Consider the following 17554-nt stretch of genomic DNA (forward strand, 5'->3'; position numbering starts at 1 on the left):
CCCCTAGTTACGGGTTTAATTACGGGTTAATTACGCGATTACAGGTAAATTGCGCGTTACTACAGATGATAAGAAACGCAAAACCCCGGTGCGAACAACCGGGGCTTGAGCATTTTATCTCTTCTTATTCTTCATCGATAACTGCTTGATAACCTTCTGCATCTAGCAAGCTTTCAACTTCACTGGCATCGTCAGCTTTAATTTTGAATAACCAGCCGTCACCGTACGGGTCGTTGTTAACGGTTTCTGGAGCGTCTTCTAGCTCTTCGTTTACCGCCACAATTTCACCAGCAATAGGTGCATAGATATCTGAGGCCGCTTTTACTGATTCAGCTACGGCAACATCATCGCCTGCTGCAACTGTAGCGCCAACTTCAGGTAGTTCTACAAACACCATGTCGCCTAGCAAATCTTGCGCGTGCTCAGAAATACCAACCGTGAAAATGCCATCGCCTTCGTTACGAACCCACTCGTGGGTTGATGCGTATTTTAATTCCTTTGGGATATTGCTCATTATTGTGTCCTCGATGATTCTGTAAAACTGACTAAAGTACGGATTGACCGTTACGAACAAAGCTTGGTTTAACCACGCTTACTGTAACTAATTTTTTGCGAATTTCCACTTCGGCGGTAGCGCCCACGGTTGCTGGCACTCGCGCCAATGCAATCGAGAAACCTAAGGTAGGTGAGAAGGTACCTGACGTGATCACGCCTTCACCATCACCTACAATTACTTTTTGGCCATGCCGCAGAACGCCTTTCTCTTTCATCACTAAGCCCACCAACTTGGCGTGGCCTTGTGCTTTTTGTTCAGTAAGTGCTGCTCTACCAATAAAATTGCGTTCAGCTGGCTCAAAAGCCACACTCCAGCCCATATTGGATTCAAGCGGAGTAACGGTTTCATCCATATCTTGGCCGTATAAGTTCATGCCGGCTTCTAAACGCAAGGTATCACGAGCACCTAAACCACAAGGCTGTACACCAACATTCAGCAGCGCATCCCAAAGTGCAACTACCCGTTCAGCTGGTAAGGCAATTTCGTAGCCTTTTTCGCCGGTATAGCCCGTAGTTGCAATAAAATAATCGCCTACTTGCAACGACATGAAGGGCTTCATGCTGGCTACACCTGTAAATTTGTCAGCACCCATCACCAATTTTAGCTTTTCTTCCGCCTTTGGACCTTGCAGCGCAAGCATGGCCAACTCCGGACGTTCAGTAATAGTTACTTGAAAGTCTGCAGCTACCGCGTTAATCCAAGCCATGTCTTGCTCACGCGTGGCAGAGTTAACCACCAAACGGTAAGACTCATCGGTAAAGTAATACACAATCAGGTCGTCAATCACGCCACCAGCTTGGTTTAACATACCGCTGTATAAAGCTTTACCTGAGACGGTTAGCTTAGCGACATCGTTGGCTAGTAAGTACTGTAAGAAAGCTTTTGCTTCGGTACCGGCAACATCCACAATCGTCATGTGCGATACATCAAAAACGCCAGAGTCATTACGTACAGCGTGGTGTTCTTCTATCTGCGAGCCGTAGTTAAGCGGCATATCCCAGCCGTGAAAATCCACCATTTTCGCATTTGCTTTCACATGTGCGTCGTACAAAGGAGTGCGTTGAGCCATGACCAAAGTATCCTGTTGGGTTAGTTACTTCTTAAAATTTGTGGCCCTAATTATAAGACCCTAAGGGCAAGGCAACAAATGAATATTACTTATACATTTATTTAAAATATTAATATGGTTAAACTAGCTATTAATATTATTTATTAATACGTATCAACCAGCCGAGCTGATCATCATGCAACATTTATCGTTAGAAGCTCTGCGCGCCTTTATCAGCGTGTACGAGTTGCAAAGCTACACTGCCGCTGCGCAACAGCTCAGTCGCTCGCAGCCCGCCATTAGTTTGCAATTGCAACGACTAGAAGAGTTGCTTGGAAGCCAGCTATTGCAGCGCAGCGGTGGTCGCATTCATCTTACCGAAGCCGGTCGTGAGCTCTGGGACCAAGCTAAACATCTGCTTAATATTAACGACCAAATCTTTGCTAAAATCGCTGAGCCATCGCTGACCGGCGTGGTACGGCTTGGTATTCCCAGTGAGTTTGCCAGTAAGTTATTGCCTCAGGTATTAGGACAATTTGCACAATCTTATCCCCACGTAACCTTGTCGGTGACCTCTGCGCTAAGCAAAGAATTACTCGCCCAAGAACAGCAGCAGTTTGATCTAGTGATTGCCCTCAAGGAACCTGAGAAGCGACTTACCCGTGCTGGTTTAGTGCTGCTCAAGCAAGATTCACTGGTGTGGGTGAGTAGTATTGCCAGCAACCAATTAGCGGCGGTAACCGATAGCGCCGCCGAAGCAGTGCCGCTGGTGGTCGCGCCAGAAGGCTGTATTTATCGGCGTCGCGCCTTACAAGTACTGCGCCAGCACACCATCCCTTTGCGTATTAGCTACACCAATGCGGATTTTTCTGGGCTGACTGCGGCCATCGATAGTGGTTTGGGGATTACGGTCTTAGCGCAAAGTACGTTGCCCGACAATCTCATTCACGTCCGCCATGTGGGATCACATGCTTTGCCTGAGCTGGGTAATGTGAGCGTCGTGATGTGGCAGGCCGATAGTGATAACCCGGCCGCCACTCAATTGGCTCAGTTTATTCAAGAACGTATATAGGCTTATGCGCCCAGAGCTGCGCACATCAGTTGTTGCTTTAACGGCGTCACTCGATGCGCGAGCTGCAACGCTAAGCCGCGCCCTAACTTGGCCCAAGGCGCACTGCCGGCAAACCCACGTTTAAAGCTTTCCATTGCTCCAATCATGGTTACCGCTGCGGCCTTACGCTGCCGCTCCCATTGGCGTAATTGTTTTGGCAGGGTTGCGACCTGAAGCTCTGGGTGCGCAAAAATAGCCAATAAGTCAGCCACATCAGCAAAGCCCAAGTTAGCTCCTTGACCGGCCAAGGGGTGAATACTATGGGCAGCATCACCTAGCACCAGCAGACGCTGCTGCACCCAACGTTGGCAGTACTGCATACGCAGCGGAAAAGTAGCTCGCGCCGATTGCAGCTGCAACAACCCCAAGCAATTATCGCTGGCTACTTGTAACTGCCGAATAAAATCACTGTCGCTAAGGGTACTCAGTTGCTGCGCTCGTTCGGTATCCGCCGACCACACGATCGATACTTGATGGGCATCCGCTAAAGGCAACAAGGCTAACGGCCCGGTCGGCAAAAACACTTGGCGTGCAATGCCTTGATGCGGTAACTCGGTAGTAAGCACCGCTACTTGGGCCTGTTGTTGATAGTCCCAAAAAGTAAGCGGCAAGTTTGCTTGTGCACGCACGGTAGAACGAGCACCATCGGCTGCGATCAGATAATCGCCAGTTAATGTTTGCCCATTGGCTAGGGTTACCTGTACTCGCTGATCATCAACCTGTTGTTGCACTAACTCGGTGGTCGCCATAATCGACACCCCTGCCGCCACAGCTTGGTCCCACAGCACTTGTTCAAGCACTTTGTTTTCAACAATGGCGCCGATGTCGACCAGCGCTAGTTCGCTGGCATCAAACTCGATTCGGCCAAAACTATCATAGTCCCACACCCGCATCCCGGTGTAAGGGCCAAGGCGTGACGCTGGCATCCGCTGCCAACTGCCTAACCGCTCAAGTAAGTGCCTACTACTGTGGGCTAGCGCACTTACCCGCAGTTCTGGCGCGCTGCCGTACTCGGGCCGCTCACCGCGTTCAATCACAATAACCCGATGCCCAGCTTGTTGCAGGCCAATGGCCGTAGCCAGCCCGATCATACCGGCCCCAGCGACAATAAAGGTAAATGGCTGCATGGTTATCCTATCTTCTCGTTAATTTCTATAACCCATGGTTTTACGGGCAAATTGCTGCTTCAGTGGCAACAACCACGCCAAGGCACTTAAGGCGATGTTGCGCCCAATCACCAGTGGCAACAGTTGATTAGAAAAGCCTCGAACCAAGCTATCAGTTAAGCCAATAATGGCTTTATAGTCGCTCTGGCGCTCACGCTGGTAACTTGCCAACACACGATACTGCCCGGCATCGGCTGCCGTCGCTAGCTGTTGGCTTAAGCTAATTGCATCGCGCACACCCAAGTTAAATCCCTGCCCGGCAATCGGATGCAAGGTATGCGAGGCGTTACCTATTAACACCAAACGCTGAGCAATATGTTGTTCGGCTAAATGCAATTGCAATGGGTACTGCACTCTGTCCCAGACTTTACGCAGCCGCCCCGCGCGATAGCCAAAGGCTTGTTGGCACTTGGCCATAAATTCATGGTCGCTAGCAGCCATCATCTGTTCGGCTTCTGCTGGACGCAGACTCCAAACTAACGAAGCGACTTGGTCACTAACCGGTAACAACGCCAGTGGCCCAGTATCAGTAAAGCGCTCATAAGCCCAGCCTTGCATCGGCTCAGACAGTTCAAGCATGGCAATAATGCCCACCTGCTGATAATCCGTTTGCTGCATCTGAATACCAGCCGCGCTGCGCACTTGTGAGCGTGAGCCATCTGCACCTACTAACAACTGTGCATGGCAAACATGCGACTGATCTGCAACATGGTAGTGCACTGCAATACTATCTTGTTCTGGTTGTGAATGACTAAACCAAGCGCCAGCTAGCCATTCAATATTAGGTTGCGCTAGGCAAGCCAGATAAAGCGCTTGGTTGAGTTGTGCCGCCGCGATGACATAGCCAAGCGCAGGCACGCCTTGTTGCTCAGCATGCAGTTGTGTCATGCCCAGATGACCTCGATCACTCACATGAATATGCTCAATTGCGCAGGCGGCAGACGCTACTTCTGGCCACACTTGCAGTTGTTGTAATACGTCAATGGTAGCGGCCGCCAGCGCTATGGTACGTTTATCTTGCGCCGGCCCACTGGCCTGTGGCTCAAGCACTGTTACGGTCCAATCCGGCCGCTGCCGTGCTACTAATAAAGCCGTTAACGCCCCAACGAGGCCGCCGCCGGCAATCACTATAGGTTTTAGTGTGTCAGCTGGTCGTGGCGCTGCTGCCATTGCTGTTACCCTTGCATCCAAGTTTCTATTTCAGCGACGGTTTTAGGTGCCGCTGCAGTCATATTTTCGTGCCCGGTGGCGGTTACAATCACATCGTCTTCAATCCGAATGCCTAAACCATGCCATTTTTTATCTACCCCAGCCATGCCGTGCGGAATATACACCCCAGGCTCTATGGTCAATACCATACCCGGCTCAAACGGACGGTTCTTACCGGCAGCTGAATAGGTGCCCACATCATGCACATCTAAACCCAGCCAATGGCCCAGACCATGAATCATAAAGGCTTTATAAGCGCCCTCAGCGACTAGCTGCGCTGGCGTGCCCGCTAATAGGCCGAGCTCGACCAAGCCTTCCGTGAGCGCCAGTGCCATGGCTTGGGTTGCCTGCGGCATCGATGACCCTGGGGTTACCGCTGCTAAGGCTGCTAACTGCGCTTTTAACACCACGTTATAGAGCGCAGCTTGGGCTTCGCTAAAGCGGCCGTTTACTGGGAAGGTACGGGTAATATCGCCCGCATAACCTTGATATTCGGCACCAGCATCGATCAAGATTAAATCACCATCATGTAACTCATCGGCGTTATCGGTGTAGTGCAAAATACAGGCATTGGCGCCACCCCCACAAATACTGCCGTAAGCTGGGTGGTGAGCGCCTTGGCGCGCAAATTCATGGTGCAACTCTGCCGCTACCTGAAACTCATAGCAGCCCGGTTTAGTAAAACGCATCGCGCGCTTATGGGCAGCTACGCTAATGGCTGCTGCGGCACGCATTAAATCGAGCTCTGCGGCACTTTTAATGATACGCATATCGGCCATGAATGGACTCAAGTCTTGCCAGCTAGAGGGCGCAACATAGCCTTGTTTTGGCGCTTGGCGCAGAGCACTGGCAACATCATGTAGCTGCTCTAACAAGCTGCTATCTTCATGGCTGGAAAACACCACATCGGCTTGATTAAGCACATCTAATAATACTTCTTCAGCATCTTCGATACTGTGCGCCACATCAACGCCTAAGTGGGCTACAGCTCTGTCAATTCCTAAGCGACGACCGTGCCATACTTCGGCAGCCGGATCGCTAGGTTGGCAACACAGAATCACTTGTTGCGCTCTACCCGGCGCTAAAATCAATAAGGCGTCGGGCTCGTTAAACCCCGTGAGATATAAGAAATCACTATTTTGCCGAAATGGATATTCGGTATCACGGCTGCGTGTTTGTAGGCTAGCGGCGGCAATCACTGCTACCCCATGCTCTGCATGGCTGCTGACATGATCTAAAATTCGCTGCCGACGTTGCTGATATTCCGCCAAACTAATAGACTGCTGCATATAAGGTTTTCGCTCTCAATACTTGAATGAGGTAAAACGAACTGAGGTGAACGCTCATTTAGTGGAGCGTTTTGTTGGTTTTACAAGCGCCGCCACTGGCCTGGCCTAATTCACCAAAGCACAACATGGCTGATACTCGTAAATACTCAACGATTTCAAAGTAAGCTCGCTCTGCTTCTTCTTCATCTTCAATTTCAAAATCTAACTTGGCAATTTCAACCATATCTTCAATGGCTTCACGCAAGTCTTCCGATAAGCCAGCCAGGTTGGTTTGATTAATACCAAACCCTACTAAATACGACTGCACCCAGTTAATTAGACCAGTTAAGCGTTCGTATAAAGATTCGTTATCACTTGGTAACAACAGGTGAAAACCTAAATCGGGGTCGCGCAAGCTGGCGCAGATGGAGTGTGCCAGCTCGGTACAGCGTTCACGTAACTGCGGGTTAAAGGATTGCCCTTCGTTAACCAAGTCGCTGAGTAACAACAACCAGTCTTGCCCTTCAATACTGGCACCGCCAGCGATCATACCGGTTAAAATGCCATGAATTTCGGCGGCATTAGAGAGCAAACCTTGGCTTTCAAAATATTCTGTTAAAGTTTCGTAGGCGAATGGATTATTGGCACCACTGCTTTGATCTGTCATAGCGTCATCTCTATCATGATTTATGCTGCCATCCTATCACCACAGGCCCTTTCAGGCTAGCTGACAAAACCCCGGTCGGCATGCCATAATCACTCTAACGCAGTAGCATTAAAAATGAGGAAGAGGCATGAGCCAGCGTGCAATGGAAATAAAACTAATGGATCGCAACTACAAAATTAATTGTCCAGTTGGGCAAGAAGTTGCGTTACAGCGCGCCGCCGACAAACTCAACCACAAACTTGAGCAAATTCGTAGCAACAAGCGCTTAACCCATGCGGAGCAAATTGCCGTGATGGCTGCGCTCAATCTTGTGCACGAAGGCGCACAAGTTGAACAACAATTGCGCAAACAGGTCGAAGATTTGGAAGAAAAGCTAAAATTACTGCAAGAAACCTTAGAACAGGTCATGACAGAGCAAGGCCCAAAACGTTAGAATACCCAAGTTCGCTTCGCTGACTCGATGAGTGCAGTTAAGCATGCAAGACAATGACTACCTGGAATGTTCGCCAGCACGCCGATGTCCCTGAGCCGATGCTAGTAGTATAGGGGCTCACTGAGCGGCTATTGTGCAAGCTCGACTCGTATCGAGAAGCCTGCGGTCGATTCAATTGCGCCCCGCCTTGAACCAGTGGGTTCAAGGGCCAAGGCACGCAGCGGCATTTTGGGTAGTCACCCTTCTCAAAGATAGTTCGTTATTCGTCCGCTTCGTTATTCATCCGCGATGCTGTTCGTGCGTTTATGCTCTTGCACGATACGGCGAACGTCGGCAAGCAGCTCTTGGGCATCGTAGACGATGCCGTCTTTAATGGTGTAGCGAATGCCCTTAGTGCGCATCGGCTGATTATTGTCGTCTAACTGATAGTGCCCAGTACCGTATAACACTTTAAAGTTAGCTAATGGATTTTCATCCACAACGATCATGTCGGCCTTTTTGCCAACCACGATGCTGCCAATCTCGTCATCTAAACCCAGTTCTTGTGCACCATTTAAGGTTGCAGCCTGAATCACTTCTAATGCGTTAAAGCCGGCTTCACGCAGTAATTCTAATTCGCGGATAAACCCGAACCCGTAAATTTTATAAATATAGCCAGCATCAGAACCCGTGGTGATACGACCGCCATGGTTTTTAAAATCATTGAGAAAAGTCATCCACAACTGGTAATTTTGGCGCCATGCCACTTCATCATCGGTGGTCCAATCAAACCAATAAGAGCCATGGGCATAACGGCTTGGGGTAAAGAAGTCCCACAATTGCGGCAAGGTGTATTCCTCATGCCAGATAGCTTGACGCTCACGCATCAGATCACGGCTAGCCTCATAGATGGTTAAGGTAGGATTGATAGTAAAGTCTAGGGCTATCAATTCGTCGCGCACTTGGTTCCATCGCTCTGAACCTGGCTGTGCGGCTTGCTGCCATAACCGTCCCGCGGCCCGAAACCGATCTTGCTCATCGTTGTAATTGTAATCTGCTGGGTAATCCTGAATGGTCTGTCCGCTAAAGAGCGCTTCCGGCAAGCCATACCAGTGTTCCATACTTCCTAAACCCAAACGCGCCGAGTCCACCACGTTGGTGCGCACCACATTCAGTTGCGCATGGTGCATCATCGAACCCAGCTGTTGCTGTTTAGCTTCATCCAGTGCAGCCGCCATCACCTTAGGCGTGGCGCCAAAAAACTTGATGCCAGCAGCACCTTGCTGTTTGATTTGACGCACCCAGTTACGCGCTTGTTCTGCGGTAAAGATAGGCTCTTCGGCACCCATGCCAAAACCAACAAATGGAATGATCCGCGGTGCGACGATTTGGTTGCTCTGGCTTTGCTGTTGATGCCATTTAGTCCAGGCTAGACCATTAAAGCTGCCCGGCTCACGCACCGTCGTAATGCCATGAGCCAACCACAGCTTCAACACATATTCCGCGGGTATGCCGTCAGCAGATCCACCAATATGCCCGTGCATATCAATAAAGCCCGGTAAAACATATTTGCCGGTTAAATCCAGTTCACGGTCACCCGGTTGTGCTTGCGGTCGGCCCTGTGCTTTTATCGGAACGCCAGGATGACCAACACTCACAATACGCACGATGCGGTCCTGCTCCACCACGATATCAACTGGGCCTTGGGCCGGAGCGCCTTCACCGTTAACGAGCGTCACTCCGCGTAAAATTAAGCGCTGGAATGGCCCCTCGCCCTGCTCTGCGCGCGGTGGTGCTTTCGCTGAATCAGCTTGGGCAGGAGCAGCGGTAGCTCCCAACAAGAAACAAGTAAGTAACGTGGCGAACAGAACAGGCTTCATGATATAACTCTTTTTGTTATGTTATGGATTGGCTAGTTATGGGTTGGCTAGTTATTGAGCTCTAGTTATGAAGCCAAGGATATCAGTGCCGTGCAACAACAGCAATTACGTCAACAACTTCTGGCTAAACGTGCAGCTATCTCTGCTCCCGATCGAGCTGCAGAAGCTGCTGCAGTAAGCGAGCACTTACTGGCGCTACCAGAGCTGCAAAAAACCAAGCGTATCGGTAGTTACATCAGTGTTAAAGCGGAGTTGCCGACCCCTCAACTGAACCAACGCTTGATAAGCATGGGACACCAACTCTCGGTGCCCGTGTTGCATCCAGTCAACACCGGTCATTTATTGTTTCTACGCGTGCATCCGAAGACCTTATGGGTTCCCAATAAATACCACATTCCCGAACCCGCGTTGCAGGTAGCAGATATCACCCCACTTGCTCACTTAGATATTTTGCTGGTGCCACTGGTGGGATTTGACCACCAAGGCAATCGCTTAGGCATGGGCGGTGGCTTTTACGATCGTACCCTTGCGGCTTGGCATCGCGGAGCATATCCGCACCTGCAAGTGATTGGGCTAGCGCTGACCTGCCAGCAAACCCCGAAGCTGCCGGTTAACCCTTGGGATATCCCCTTAAATAAGGTGATCACTGCAGCAAAAGTTTGGGACTTTTTGCGGTAAAACTGTATACTGAAAAGCCATAGCTAACTCACTATGGAATCTACCATGTCTACCGCTCAAGAAGCCCTCAAAAAGCAAGCCGCCGAAGCAGCACTTAAGTACATTCAACCCAATACTGTGGTTGGTGTTGGCACCGGCTCTACGGTTAATTATTTTATTGATGCTCTCGCTACAATTAAACATGATATTGAAGCTGCGGTATCTAGTTCTGAAGCCTCAACAGCACGCTTAAAAGCTCACGGCATTGAGGTGATTGAACTCAATAACTGTGTAGATTTACCCGTTTATGTTGATGGTGCCGACGAACTTGACCAGCACTTACGCATGGTTAAAGGGGGTGGTGGCGCTCTTACCCGCGAAAAAATCATTGCCGCAGTTGCCCAACAGTTTGTGTGTATTGCCGACCAATCCAAGTTAGTAGGCCGACTTGGCCAGTTCCCGGTACCCGTTGAAGTGATTCCCATGGCGCGCTCATATGTCGCACGTGAAATAGTGAAACTAGGTGGTGACCCCGTCTGGCGTCAAGGGTTTGTCACTGACAACGGCAACATCATTCTGGATATTCACAACTTTGATATCCTAGACCCTGTTCAACTAGAGCTACAATTGAATAATATCGTAGGCGTTGTTAGCAACGGCTTATTTGCTAAGCGTGGCGCTAATATTGCCATTATCGCCGGTAGCGACGGTTTACAAATTCTGGAGTAACAATGTCTAATTTAGCGAGTCCACAGGTGTCATTGGCGAAAGATAGGATTAATATCTTATTGCTTGAAGGCGTGCACGACAGCGCCATCAAAGTGTTACAGCAACATGGCTATACCAATATTCGTGCGCTGCCAACGTCACTGGCTGAAGCTGAACTAATTGAAGCATGCCAAGAGGCCCATTTTATTGGGATTCGTTCGCGCACCCAGCTCACCGCCAAAGTCTTCACAGCAGCAGAAAAACTGGTAGCTGTCGGTTGTTTTTGTATTGGCACCAATCAAGTTGATTTAGCTGCTGCGCGCCAGCATGGGGTGGTGGTTTTTAACGCGCCCTTCTCTAATACCCGCAGTGTTGCCGAATTAGTGCTAGCAGAAATGATCATGCTGTTGCGCCGTATTCCTGAGAAAAATGCAGCGGCCCATCGCGGTGGCTGGGATAAAGCCGCCAAAGGCTCGTTTGAAGCGCGCGGAAAAGTTCTTGGTATCATAGGCTACGGCCATATTGGCAGCCAATTAAGTGTGCTGGCCGAGCAATTGGGCATGCAAGTACGTTATTACGATATCGAAACCAAATTATCCTTAGGTAATGCCCTGCAGCTAGCCAGTTTATCCGAGCTGTTAGCGCAAGCGGATGTGGTAACCCTACACGTACCCGAAACACCGCAAACACAATGGATGATCGGCCCTGAGCAATTAGCGCAGATGAAACCTGGCGCGGTGTTAATTAATGCGTCCAGAGGCACGGTTGTGAAAATCAACGCCTTGGCTGATGCACTCAAATCCGGTCACCTCGCAGGTGCTGCGATTGATGTTTTCCCGGTGGAGCCCAAAGGCAATGACGAAATGTTTGAGTCGCCCTTGCGTGGCTTAGACAATTGTATTTTAACCCCGCACATTGGTGGCTCAACCCAAGAAGCACAAGAGAATATCGGTATTGAAGTTGCCGGAAAGCTAGTCCGCTACTCAGATAATGGCTCTACGTTGTCTGCCGTTAATTTTCCTGAGGTTGCTTTACCAACTCATGACAAGGCGCGCCGCTTGTTGCATATTCACCACAACCGCCCAGGTATGCTAACCCGCATCAACCAAATTTTGGCGGACAACAATATCAACGTGGCGGGTCAATACTTACAAACCGACAGTGAGGTAGGTTACGTGGTCATTGACATAGAAACGCCGCCTAAGAGCAGTATCGCCGACGACCTCCTCGCTGCGATCCGCAGTATCGATGGCACCATTAAGGCACGAGTTCTTTACTAACAAGCTTTATTCAATAAAAAAGCCGGTCGCATCACTGCCACCGGCTTTTTTGTGTCTTTAAGAAACGAGTTAACGTGTTCCTTTAACCGTTTGTTCCATTGATTCGGGTGACACATGGCGCACGTCTTTTCCTTTCACGAAGAAAATAATGTACTCCGCAATATTCTGACAGCGATCACCGATACGCTCGAGTGAACGGGCTGACCAAAGGACATTCATGACCTTAGGAATACCGCGCGGATCTTCCATCATATAGGTCATCAACTGCCGCGTAAGAGCCTCGTATTGACGGTCGGCTTGGGCATCCATTTGGTGAACCTCGTAGGCCGAGTCTAGATCCATCCGCGCAAAGGCATCAAGCACCCCATGCAACATGGACAATACTTGCTGGCCAAGATTTTCCAAACTCACCAAAAATTGCTGCTGGTCATTGTTAAAGCTTTCTAGTGCCACACGCGCAATGCGCTCTGCTTCGTCACCAATTCGCTCAAGATCTGAAATGGTTTTAAAAATTGCGATGATTAATCTTAAATCACTCGCTGCTGGCTGGCGTTTTGCAATAATTTGTACGCAGGCTTCATCAATCTGCACTTCGAGTGCGTTGATTTTATAGTCGCGCTGCAAAATTTGCTGCGCCATATCATGATCTGATTTTTCTATGGCAATCAATGAGTCGCGCAGTTGCTGCTCAACCAGCCCCCCCATACTCAATACTTGGTTACGAACAGCTTCTAATTCTTCATTAAATTTGCCGGAAATATGCCGGCTCATATTTACTTTATCCATGGGCTGCTCCTAATTAACCGTAACGTCCAGTGATGTAATCTTCCGTTTGTTTTTTCTGTGGGGTCGTGAACAAGGTGTTGGTATCAGCATATTCAATTAACTTACCCATGTACATGAAGGCAGTTTGATCAGACACCCGTGCCGCTTGTTGCATATTGTGAGTAACAATCACCACCGTAAACTGCTCTTTAAGCTCGGTAATAAGCTCTTCAATCGTGAGCGTAGAAATAGGATCTAGGGCTGAGGTTGGCTCGTCCAACAACAACACTTCTGGCTCTATGGCAATCGCGCGAGCAATCACTAAACGTTGTTGCTGACCGCCTGATAAGCCGAACGCTGATTCGTTCAAACGATCCTTCACTTCATCCCAGAGCGCCGCTCCTTTTAGCGAACGCTCTACCACTTCATCTAAACGGCGACGATCGTTCACCCCTTGTAGGCGCATCCCGTAAACCACGTTTTCATAAATAGATTTAGGAAACGGATTCGGGCGCTGGAACACCATGCCAACTTGGCGGCGCAAAGCTGCAACATCGACATTTTTAGCGTAGATGTTTTGCTCGTGGAGGCGAATTTCACCACTCACTTTACAAATTTCAACAAGGTCATTCATCCGATTGATACAACGCAACAGCGTTGACTTACCGCAACCTGACGGCCCGATAAAAGCAGTCACACGGTTTTTCGGGATTTTCATTGAAATATCATACAAAGCCTGAGCTTCGCCGTAGTGCAAATTTAAATTTTGAATTTCTAAAGCAGTATCTGCAGCACTCAAATTAGCTAAATCTAACGAGCCTGCTTGGGTATTGGTCGGAGTTACCGAAATCATAATATCAACCTTCTGCGCTTAAATTTTATGGCTACAAACACTAATTAGTGCTCAAGCGAACGATATTTTTCACGTAAGTGGTTACGCACACTGATAGCGGTCAAATTGAGACCGACAATCACAGTCACCAATAAAAATGAGGTTGCATAAACCAGCGGTCGCGCCGCTTCTACGTTTGGACTTTGGAAGCCAACATCATAAATGTGGAAGCCTAAGTGCATAAATTTTCTGTCTAAATGAAAATACGGGAAGTTTCCATCAACGGGCAACATTGGCGCTGATTTTACTACCCCTACTAACATCAATGGCGCGACTTCACCGGCCGCTCGCGCTACCGCCAAAATTAAGCCGGTCATGATCGCTGGCGATGCCATCGGTAAAATGATGCGCCACAAGGTCTCTGCCTTGGTGGCTCCAAGGGCCAAACTACCCTCACGCAAGGTACTAGGAATACGTGATAAACCTTCTTCGGTAGAAACGATGACCACAGGTAGCGTCAAAATAGCCAAGGTAATAGCAGACCACATCACCCCTGGAGTACCAAAAGTGGGGCTAGGCAAGGCCTCTGGATAAAAGATTTGGTCTAGTGAACCACCCACCATGTATACAAAGAAGCCTAAGCCGAATACGCCATACACAATCGAAGGCACACCCGCCAAGTTGATCACGGCGATACGAATCAAACGCGTAATAGCATTTTTGCCCGCGTACTCGTGCAAATAAACCGCTGCGATAACGCCAAACGGGGTCACAATCACCGACATTAATAGCACCATAAATACGGTACCAAAAATAGCTGGAAAGACGCCGCCTTCGGTATTGGCTTCACGTGGATCTTCAGTAATAAATTTACCGATCTGAGTAAAGAAGTGCGCTACTTTTGCAAACCATCCCATATCGTTGGGGAAAGTCGCATCCAGCACCCGATACATAGGGATGGTCACTTCTTCACCGCGCATGTCGCGCATCACTACGCTATCGCGGCTTGCTTGATCACGATAAGCAAAGAGTTGCTGCTCCAGTTCCTGATACGCCGCTCGCTGGGCTTCTTCGGCTGCTGCTATGCGCTGTTCTTCAGCTGCGGTTAACTGGCCTTCGAGTTCTAACGCTCGACGTTCTAAGCGTAATCGGTTCAACTCATAGTTGATGGCACCAATCTCGCCTTGCTGTAAATCAGCAGCTTGCTCATTTAACGCAACCGCTCGTTCAATTCGCTCGAACAATACCGTACGAATGGATTCAGCTGTGGCTACTGATTGGCCATTTTCAATAACATCAACCACATAACCATAGAAGTTGCCATCTTTTGAACGCTCAATCACGGCTAAATCGCTAGGCGTCTCGTTACGAATAATTTGAGGTTCCATCACCCACATAAAATCAAGGGAGACAAACTCACGATTACCTACTTTAAACAGCAATCGCTCTAACGTATCTTCCTGATAGCCATCTAGCGCCACGCCTGATTCTTGCAAACGCTCCAGACTCACCTCTTCACGGTCGTAGATTTCACCAATGATGACCCGCTTCGAGCCGTCATTGGCTTGCACTTCTACTTCATGAATGGCCGCTGGCCAAAAGAAGCTAAGCCCGCGCCAAGCAATCAATGCAAGCAAACCTAAGACCGCAATTAAGCTCACACTTACTGCACCAGCGGTGAGCCAAATGTAGGGTTTTCCTGATTTAAACCAAGTATTCATGGAAATCCTCATACTTACATTGAACTGTATTTATCGCGTAACCGCTGGCGCACGAGCTCTGCCACCGTGTTAAACGCGAAGGTGAAAATGAATAACACAAATGCCGCCAAGAATAAGATGCGATAGTGCGAGCTACCTACTTCAGACTCTGGCATTTCTACCGCAATGTTGGCCGACAAGGTGCGCATTCCTTCGAAGATGTTCCAATCCATAATGGGCGTGTTACCGGTTGCCATTAACACAATCATGGTTTCACCTACTGCGCGTCCTAAGCCCATCATGACCGCCGAGAAAATACCTGGGCTGGCAGTTAACAACACGACTTTGGTGAGGGTTTGCCAGGTGGTTGCACCTAGGGCTAACGAACCATTAGACAGGTGCTTAGGAACACTGAACACCGCATCTTCGGCAATCGAGAAAATCGTTGGGATCACAGCAAAGCCCATGGCGATACCCACAACAAGCGAGTTGCGCTGATCAAACGTGATGCCTAACTCGTTGGTGATGTATTGGCGCACGTTACCACCAAAGAAGGTGGACTCTATCCATGGCGATAATTCAAATGATAACCAACCAGCTAATAGCACCACCGGAATCAGCACTAAGGCAGCACTGCCATCGGTAAACTTGCTGCGCCATGCTTTAGGTAAGTTGGAGCTGATTAACGCCATTAAAATAATCGATGTAGGAATTAAAATCAGGGTCGCCACAATACCCGGCAAATAAGTCTCAATGAGCGGCGCTAGCCATAACCCCGCTAAGAAGCCCAAGATAACCGTGGGTAACGCTTCCATGATTTCAACCGTTGGCTTCACCACTTTGCGCACCCCTGGCGACATAAAATAGGCAGTGTAGACGGCGGCAGCTAAACCAATAGGTACGGCAAATAACATCGCATAGGCGGCGGCTTTGATGGTACCGAAAGAAATAGGAACCAAGCTAAACTTAGGCTCAAAGTCATCTGAGCCTGAGGTGGATTGCCACACATACTGCGGCTCTGGGTAACCTTCGTACCACACCTCTTGCCAGACTCCGCTCCAACTCACCTCAGGGTGCTCGTTATCGAGTTTAAAGCTGTGCAGTTGGTTGCCACTTTGCATCAGCAAGGTGTTTGCTCGAGGATCTATCACCAGCTGTTCAGCATGCAACTGTTCTGGTTTTGCTAAATAAAGGTCCGCTTGCGAGGTGGTATGGAAGACGCCAACTTGTCCCTCGCTATTGAGCGCATAAAAAGTACGACGATAATACTCAGCAACCAAACCGGTAATAGCACTATTGCCGGCCTTAAATTCGCGAATGTATTGATACTGACGTCCATTTTCTCCAGCCACTTCAAACCACTGGGTAATTAACCCCTGGTCATGGCCAAATAACACAGAACTAGCACCAGCTAGTAACTGCATGCTGGTGATAGCACCGTAACGCCGTTTATCAACATTGAGCACTTGACGCTCACTCACGCTACCAGTGCGCGACACATCATAAACCGCAAAACGGTTGCCTTGGCGCACAAATACTTGGCGCAAATCGGGCGTTACCACCAGGTTATCTACGTTACCTGTGGTTGGTAATTCACTCACTTTTGCTTTTAACTCTACTGCCCCCGTCAAGAAGCTCTTGGTGGCTTGTAAGTAATTAACGACCACTACATTATCTGAGGTGACCGCTGCAAACAGCGATGAATCGCCGTCGTACTCATAGGCAATTTGCTGTAGCTGCCGCCCTTGCGGATCTACCTGATACAACTCACCGTCATTGGCAAAATCAACGACCGGAGTGGTTAAGCGACGGCCATTATTGAATTGGGTACGAAATTTCGGCTCGATGACGCGAGCCTTGCCATCGGCAACAGCGTAGACGTAACGCTTATTCTGTGGCTGTGTTGCCGCAAAGGCGGTGGGCTGCTCCGCCACCTGCTGCTGCAACAACACTTGCCCTGGCTGCCAATCAGTACCTGGTTTTTGCTTTAACGCAAAGAAGCTCAAGCCGCCCAGGTTATCAAAGCGATAGCCTATTTCAGATTGTTCTTCCATGCCCATTGCCACGGTTTCGCCTTGGCCAGGAATTGCAAAAGACTGCTGTTGTTCTATATCAACCCCACGGAAAATGGGCTCGACTACATACAAGAGATAAAAGAAAATTAGGAGAAGTGCGATTAACACCAAGCCGCCACCAAAGGTTACCCCCCAGCGTGCTGCTCGGTCTTTAAATAAACGCACATTACTGGCTCCCAACTGTCCGCGTGGTGATGCCGCCATTGCTGCCTCGTTGATT

16 protein-coding genes and 1 other RNA gene are annotated in these 17554 nt (G+C 49.2%); 6 read left to right on the top strand and 11 right to left on the bottom strand.

What is annotated here, in order from left to right:
* Positions 1 to 124 precede the first annotated feature (124 nt).
* Positions 125 to 514, bottom strand: coding sequence for a glycine cleavage system protein GcvH (gene gcvH, locus ACQ661_RS08880; RefSeq protein WP_110076129.1), 390 nt, complete (start codon positions 512 to 514; stop codon positions 125 to 127).
* Between the two features lie 31 nt (positions 515 to 545).
* The gene (gcvT, locus tag ACQ661_RS08885) at positions 546 to 1625 is read right to left on the bottom strand and encodes a glycine cleavage system aminomethyltransferase GcvT (RefSeq protein ID WP_431668183.1); all 1080 of its coding nucleotides are present in this window, start codon (positions 1623 to 1625) and stop codon (positions 546 to 548) included.
* Between the two features lie 175 nt (positions 1626 to 1800).
* Between gcvT and ACQ661_RS08890 the strand changes: the two genes are divergently transcribed.
* A complete protein-coding gene (locus tag ACQ661_RS08890; protein WP_431668184.1) occupies positions 1801 to 2676 on the top strand; it encodes a LysR substrate-binding domain-containing protein in 876 nt (291 codons plus the stop codon).
* A gap of 2 nt (positions 2677 to 2678) precedes the next feature.
* Here the strand turns inward: ACQ661_RS08890 and ACQ661_RS08895 are convergent, their stop codons facing one another.
* Genes ACQ661_RS08895 through ACQ661_RS08910 form a run of 4 tightly spaced genes read right to left on the bottom strand, consistent with a single transcriptional unit; the run spans position 2679 to position 7025 of the window.
* Positions 2679 to 3842, bottom strand: coding sequence for an FAD-dependent oxidoreductase (locus ACQ661_RS08895; protein ID WP_431668185.1), 1164 nt, complete (start codon positions 3840 to 3842; stop codon positions 2679 to 2681).
* An 18-nt stretch (positions 3843 to 3860) separates the two neighbouring features.
* A complete protein-coding gene (gene ubiH / locus ACQ661_RS08900; RefSeq protein ID WP_431668186.1) occupies positions 3861 to 5051 on the bottom strand; it encodes a 2-octaprenyl-6-methoxyphenyl hydroxylase in 1191 nt (396 codons plus the stop codon).
* A gap of 5 nt (positions 5052 to 5056) precedes the next feature.
* Entirely contained in the window at positions 5057 to 6379 is a 1323-nt protein-coding gene (pepP, locus tag ACQ661_RS08905) for a Xaa-Pro aminopeptidase (RefSeq protein ID WP_431668187.1), read from the bottom strand.
* A 58-nt stretch (positions 6380 to 6437) separates the two neighbouring features.
* Complete coding sequence (locus ACQ661_RS08910) at positions 6438 to 7025, bottom strand: UPF0149 family protein (protein ID WP_110076123.1); 588 nt, start codon at positions 7023 to 7025, stop codon at positions 6438 to 6440.
* Positions 7026 to 7152: 127 nt separating this feature from the next.
* Here ACQ661_RS08910 and ACQ661_RS08915 point away from each other — a divergent pair, with 127 nt between their 5' ends.
* Together ACQ661_RS08915 and ssrS are read left to right on the top strand one after the other, a co-directional pair.
* Positions 7153 to 7458, top strand: a complete 306-nt coding sequence (locus ACQ661_RS08915) for a cell division protein ZapA (protein ID WP_153826167.1) — start codon at positions 7153 to 7155, stop codon at positions 7456 to 7458.
* A 55-nt stretch (positions 7459 to 7513) separates the two neighbouring features.
* Positions 7514 to 7697, top strand: a non-coding RNA gene (ssrS, locus tag ACQ661_RS08920) — 6S RNA.
* 36 nt (positions 7698 to 7733) lie between these two features.
* Here the strand turns inward: ssrS and ACQ661_RS08925 are convergent.
* On the bottom strand, positions 7734 to 9317 hold the full coding sequence (locus tag ACQ661_RS08925) for an amidohydrolase family protein (RefSeq protein ID WP_431668188.1): 1584 nt from the start codon (positions 9315 to 9317) through the stop codon (positions 7734 to 7736).
* A 54-nt stretch (positions 9318 to 9371) separates the two neighbouring features.
* Between ACQ661_RS08925 and ACQ661_RS08930 the strand changes: the two genes are divergently transcribed.
* Genes ACQ661_RS08930 through serA form a run of 3 tightly spaced genes read left to right on the top strand, consistent with a single transcriptional unit; the run spans position 9372 to position 11962 of the window.
* Positions 9372 to 9995 (top strand): 5-formyltetrahydrofolate cyclo-ligase, encoded by a 624-nt coding sequence (locus tag ACQ661_RS08930; RefSeq protein ID WP_431668189.1) that lies wholly within the window; start codon positions 9372 to 9374, stop codon positions 9993 to 9995.
* A gap of 45 nt (positions 9996 to 10040) precedes the next feature.
* Positions 10041 to 10703: a ribose-5-phosphate isomerase RpiA gene (gene rpiA, locus ACQ661_RS08935; protein WP_431668190.1), complete on the top strand. Its 663-nt coding sequence runs from the start codon at positions 10041 to 10043 to the stop codon at positions 10701 to 10703.
* 2 nt (positions 10704 to 10705) lie between these two features.
* Positions 10706 to 11962, top strand: a complete 1257-nt coding sequence (serA, locus tag ACQ661_RS08940) for a phosphoglycerate dehydrogenase (protein WP_431668191.1) — start codon at positions 10706 to 10708, stop codon at positions 11960 to 11962.
* Positions 11963 to 12031: 69 nt separating this feature from the next.
* Here serA and phoU read toward each other — a convergent pair whose 3' ends face one another.
* Genes phoU through ACQ661_RS08960 form a run of 4 tightly spaced genes read right to left on the bottom strand, consistent with a single transcriptional unit; the run spans position 12032 to position 17538 of the window.
* Positions 12032 to 12748, bottom strand: a complete 717-nt coding sequence (gene phoU / locus ACQ661_RS08945; RefSeq protein WP_110076117.1) for a phosphate signaling complex protein PhoU — start codon at positions 12746 to 12748, stop codon at positions 12032 to 12034.
* A 13-nt stretch (positions 12749 to 12761) separates the two neighbouring features.
* Positions 12762 to 13580 carry a phosphate ABC transporter ATP-binding protein PstB gene (gene pstB, locus ACQ661_RS08950; protein WP_153826171.1) on the bottom strand — a complete coding sequence of 273 codons (819 nt, stop codon included), beginning with the start codon at positions 13578 to 13580 and terminating at the stop codon, positions 12762 to 12764.
* 44 nt (positions 13581 to 13624) lie between these two features.
* Positions 13625 to 15280, bottom strand: coding sequence for a phosphate ABC transporter permease PstA (gene pstA, locus ACQ661_RS08955; protein ID WP_153826172.1), 1656 nt, complete (start codon positions 15278 to 15280; stop codon positions 13625 to 13627).
* A 14-nt stretch (positions 15281 to 15294) separates the two neighbouring features.
* Positions 15295 to 17538 carry an ABC transporter permease subunit gene (locus tag ACQ661_RS08960; RefSeq protein ID WP_431668192.1) on the bottom strand — a complete coding sequence of 748 codons (2244 nt, stop codon included), beginning with the start codon at positions 17536 to 17538 and terminating at the stop codon, positions 15295 to 15297.
* Positions 17539 to 17554: the final 16 nt, after the last annotated feature.

This window comes from Pseudidiomarina sp. WS423, assembly GCF_050750165.1.
GTDB classification, from domain to species: Bacteria; Pseudomonadota; Gammaproteobacteria; order Enterobacterales; family Alteromonadaceae; genus Pseudidiomarina; species Pseudidiomarina fusca.

Excerpts from the sequence above, each read along its gene's own strand:
- gcvH (WP_110076129.1), bottom strand. The coding sequence starts at position 514 with ATGAGCAATATCCCAAAGGAATTAAAATACGCATCAACCCACGAGTGG.
- gcvT (WP_431668183.1), bottom strand. The coding sequence starts at position 1,625 with ATGGCTCAACGCACTCCTTTGTACGACGCACATGTGAAAGCAAATGCG.
- ACQ661_RS08890 (WP_431668184.1), top strand. The coding sequence starts at position 1,801 with ATGCAACATTTATCGTTAGAAGCTCTGCGCGCCTTTATCAGCGTGTAC.
- ACQ661_RS08895 (WP_431668185.1), bottom strand. The coding sequence starts at position 3,842 with ATGCAGCCATTTACCTTTATTGTCGCTGGGGCCGGTATGATCGGGCTG.
- ubiH (WP_431668186.1), bottom strand. The coding sequence starts at position 5,051 with ATGGCAGCAGCGCCACGACCAGCTGACACACTAAAACCTATAGTGATT.
- pepP (WP_431668187.1), bottom strand. The coding sequence starts at position 6,379 with ATGCAGCAGTCTATTAGTTTGGCGGAATATCAGCAACGTCGGCAGCGA.
- ACQ661_RS08910 (WP_110076123.1), bottom strand. The coding sequence starts at position 7,025 with ATGACAGATCAAAGCAGTGGTGCCAATAATCCATTCGCCTACGAAACT.
- ACQ661_RS08915 (WP_153826167.1), top strand. The coding sequence starts at position 7,153 with ATGAGCCAGCGTGCAATGGAAATAAAACTAATGGATCGCAACTACAAA.
- ACQ661_RS08925 (WP_431668188.1), bottom strand. The coding sequence starts at position 9,317 with ATGAAGCCTGTTCTGTTCGCCACGTTACTTACTTGTTTCTTGTTGGGA.
- rpiA (WP_431668190.1), top strand. The coding sequence starts at position 10,041 with ATGTCTACCGCTCAAGAAGCCCTCAAAAAGCAAGCCGCCGAAGCAGCA.
- serA (WP_431668191.1), top strand. The coding sequence starts at position 10,706 with ATGTCTAATTTAGCGAGTCCACAGGTGTCATTGGCGAAAGATAGGATT.
- phoU (WP_110076117.1), bottom strand. The coding sequence starts at position 12,748 with ATGGATAAAGTAAATATGAGCCGGCATATTTCCGGCAAATTTAATGAA.
- pstB (WP_153826171.1), bottom strand. The coding sequence starts at position 13,580 with ATGATTTCGGTAACTCCGACCAATACCCAAGCAGGCTCGTTAGATTTA.
- pstA (WP_153826172.1), bottom strand. The coding sequence starts at position 15,280 with ATGAATACTTGGTTTAAATCAGGAAAACCCTACATTTGGCTCACCGCT.
- ACQ661_RS08960 (WP_431668192.1), bottom strand. The coding sequence starts at position 17,538 with ATGGCGGCATCACCACGCGGACAGTTGGGAGCCAGTAATGTGCGTTTA.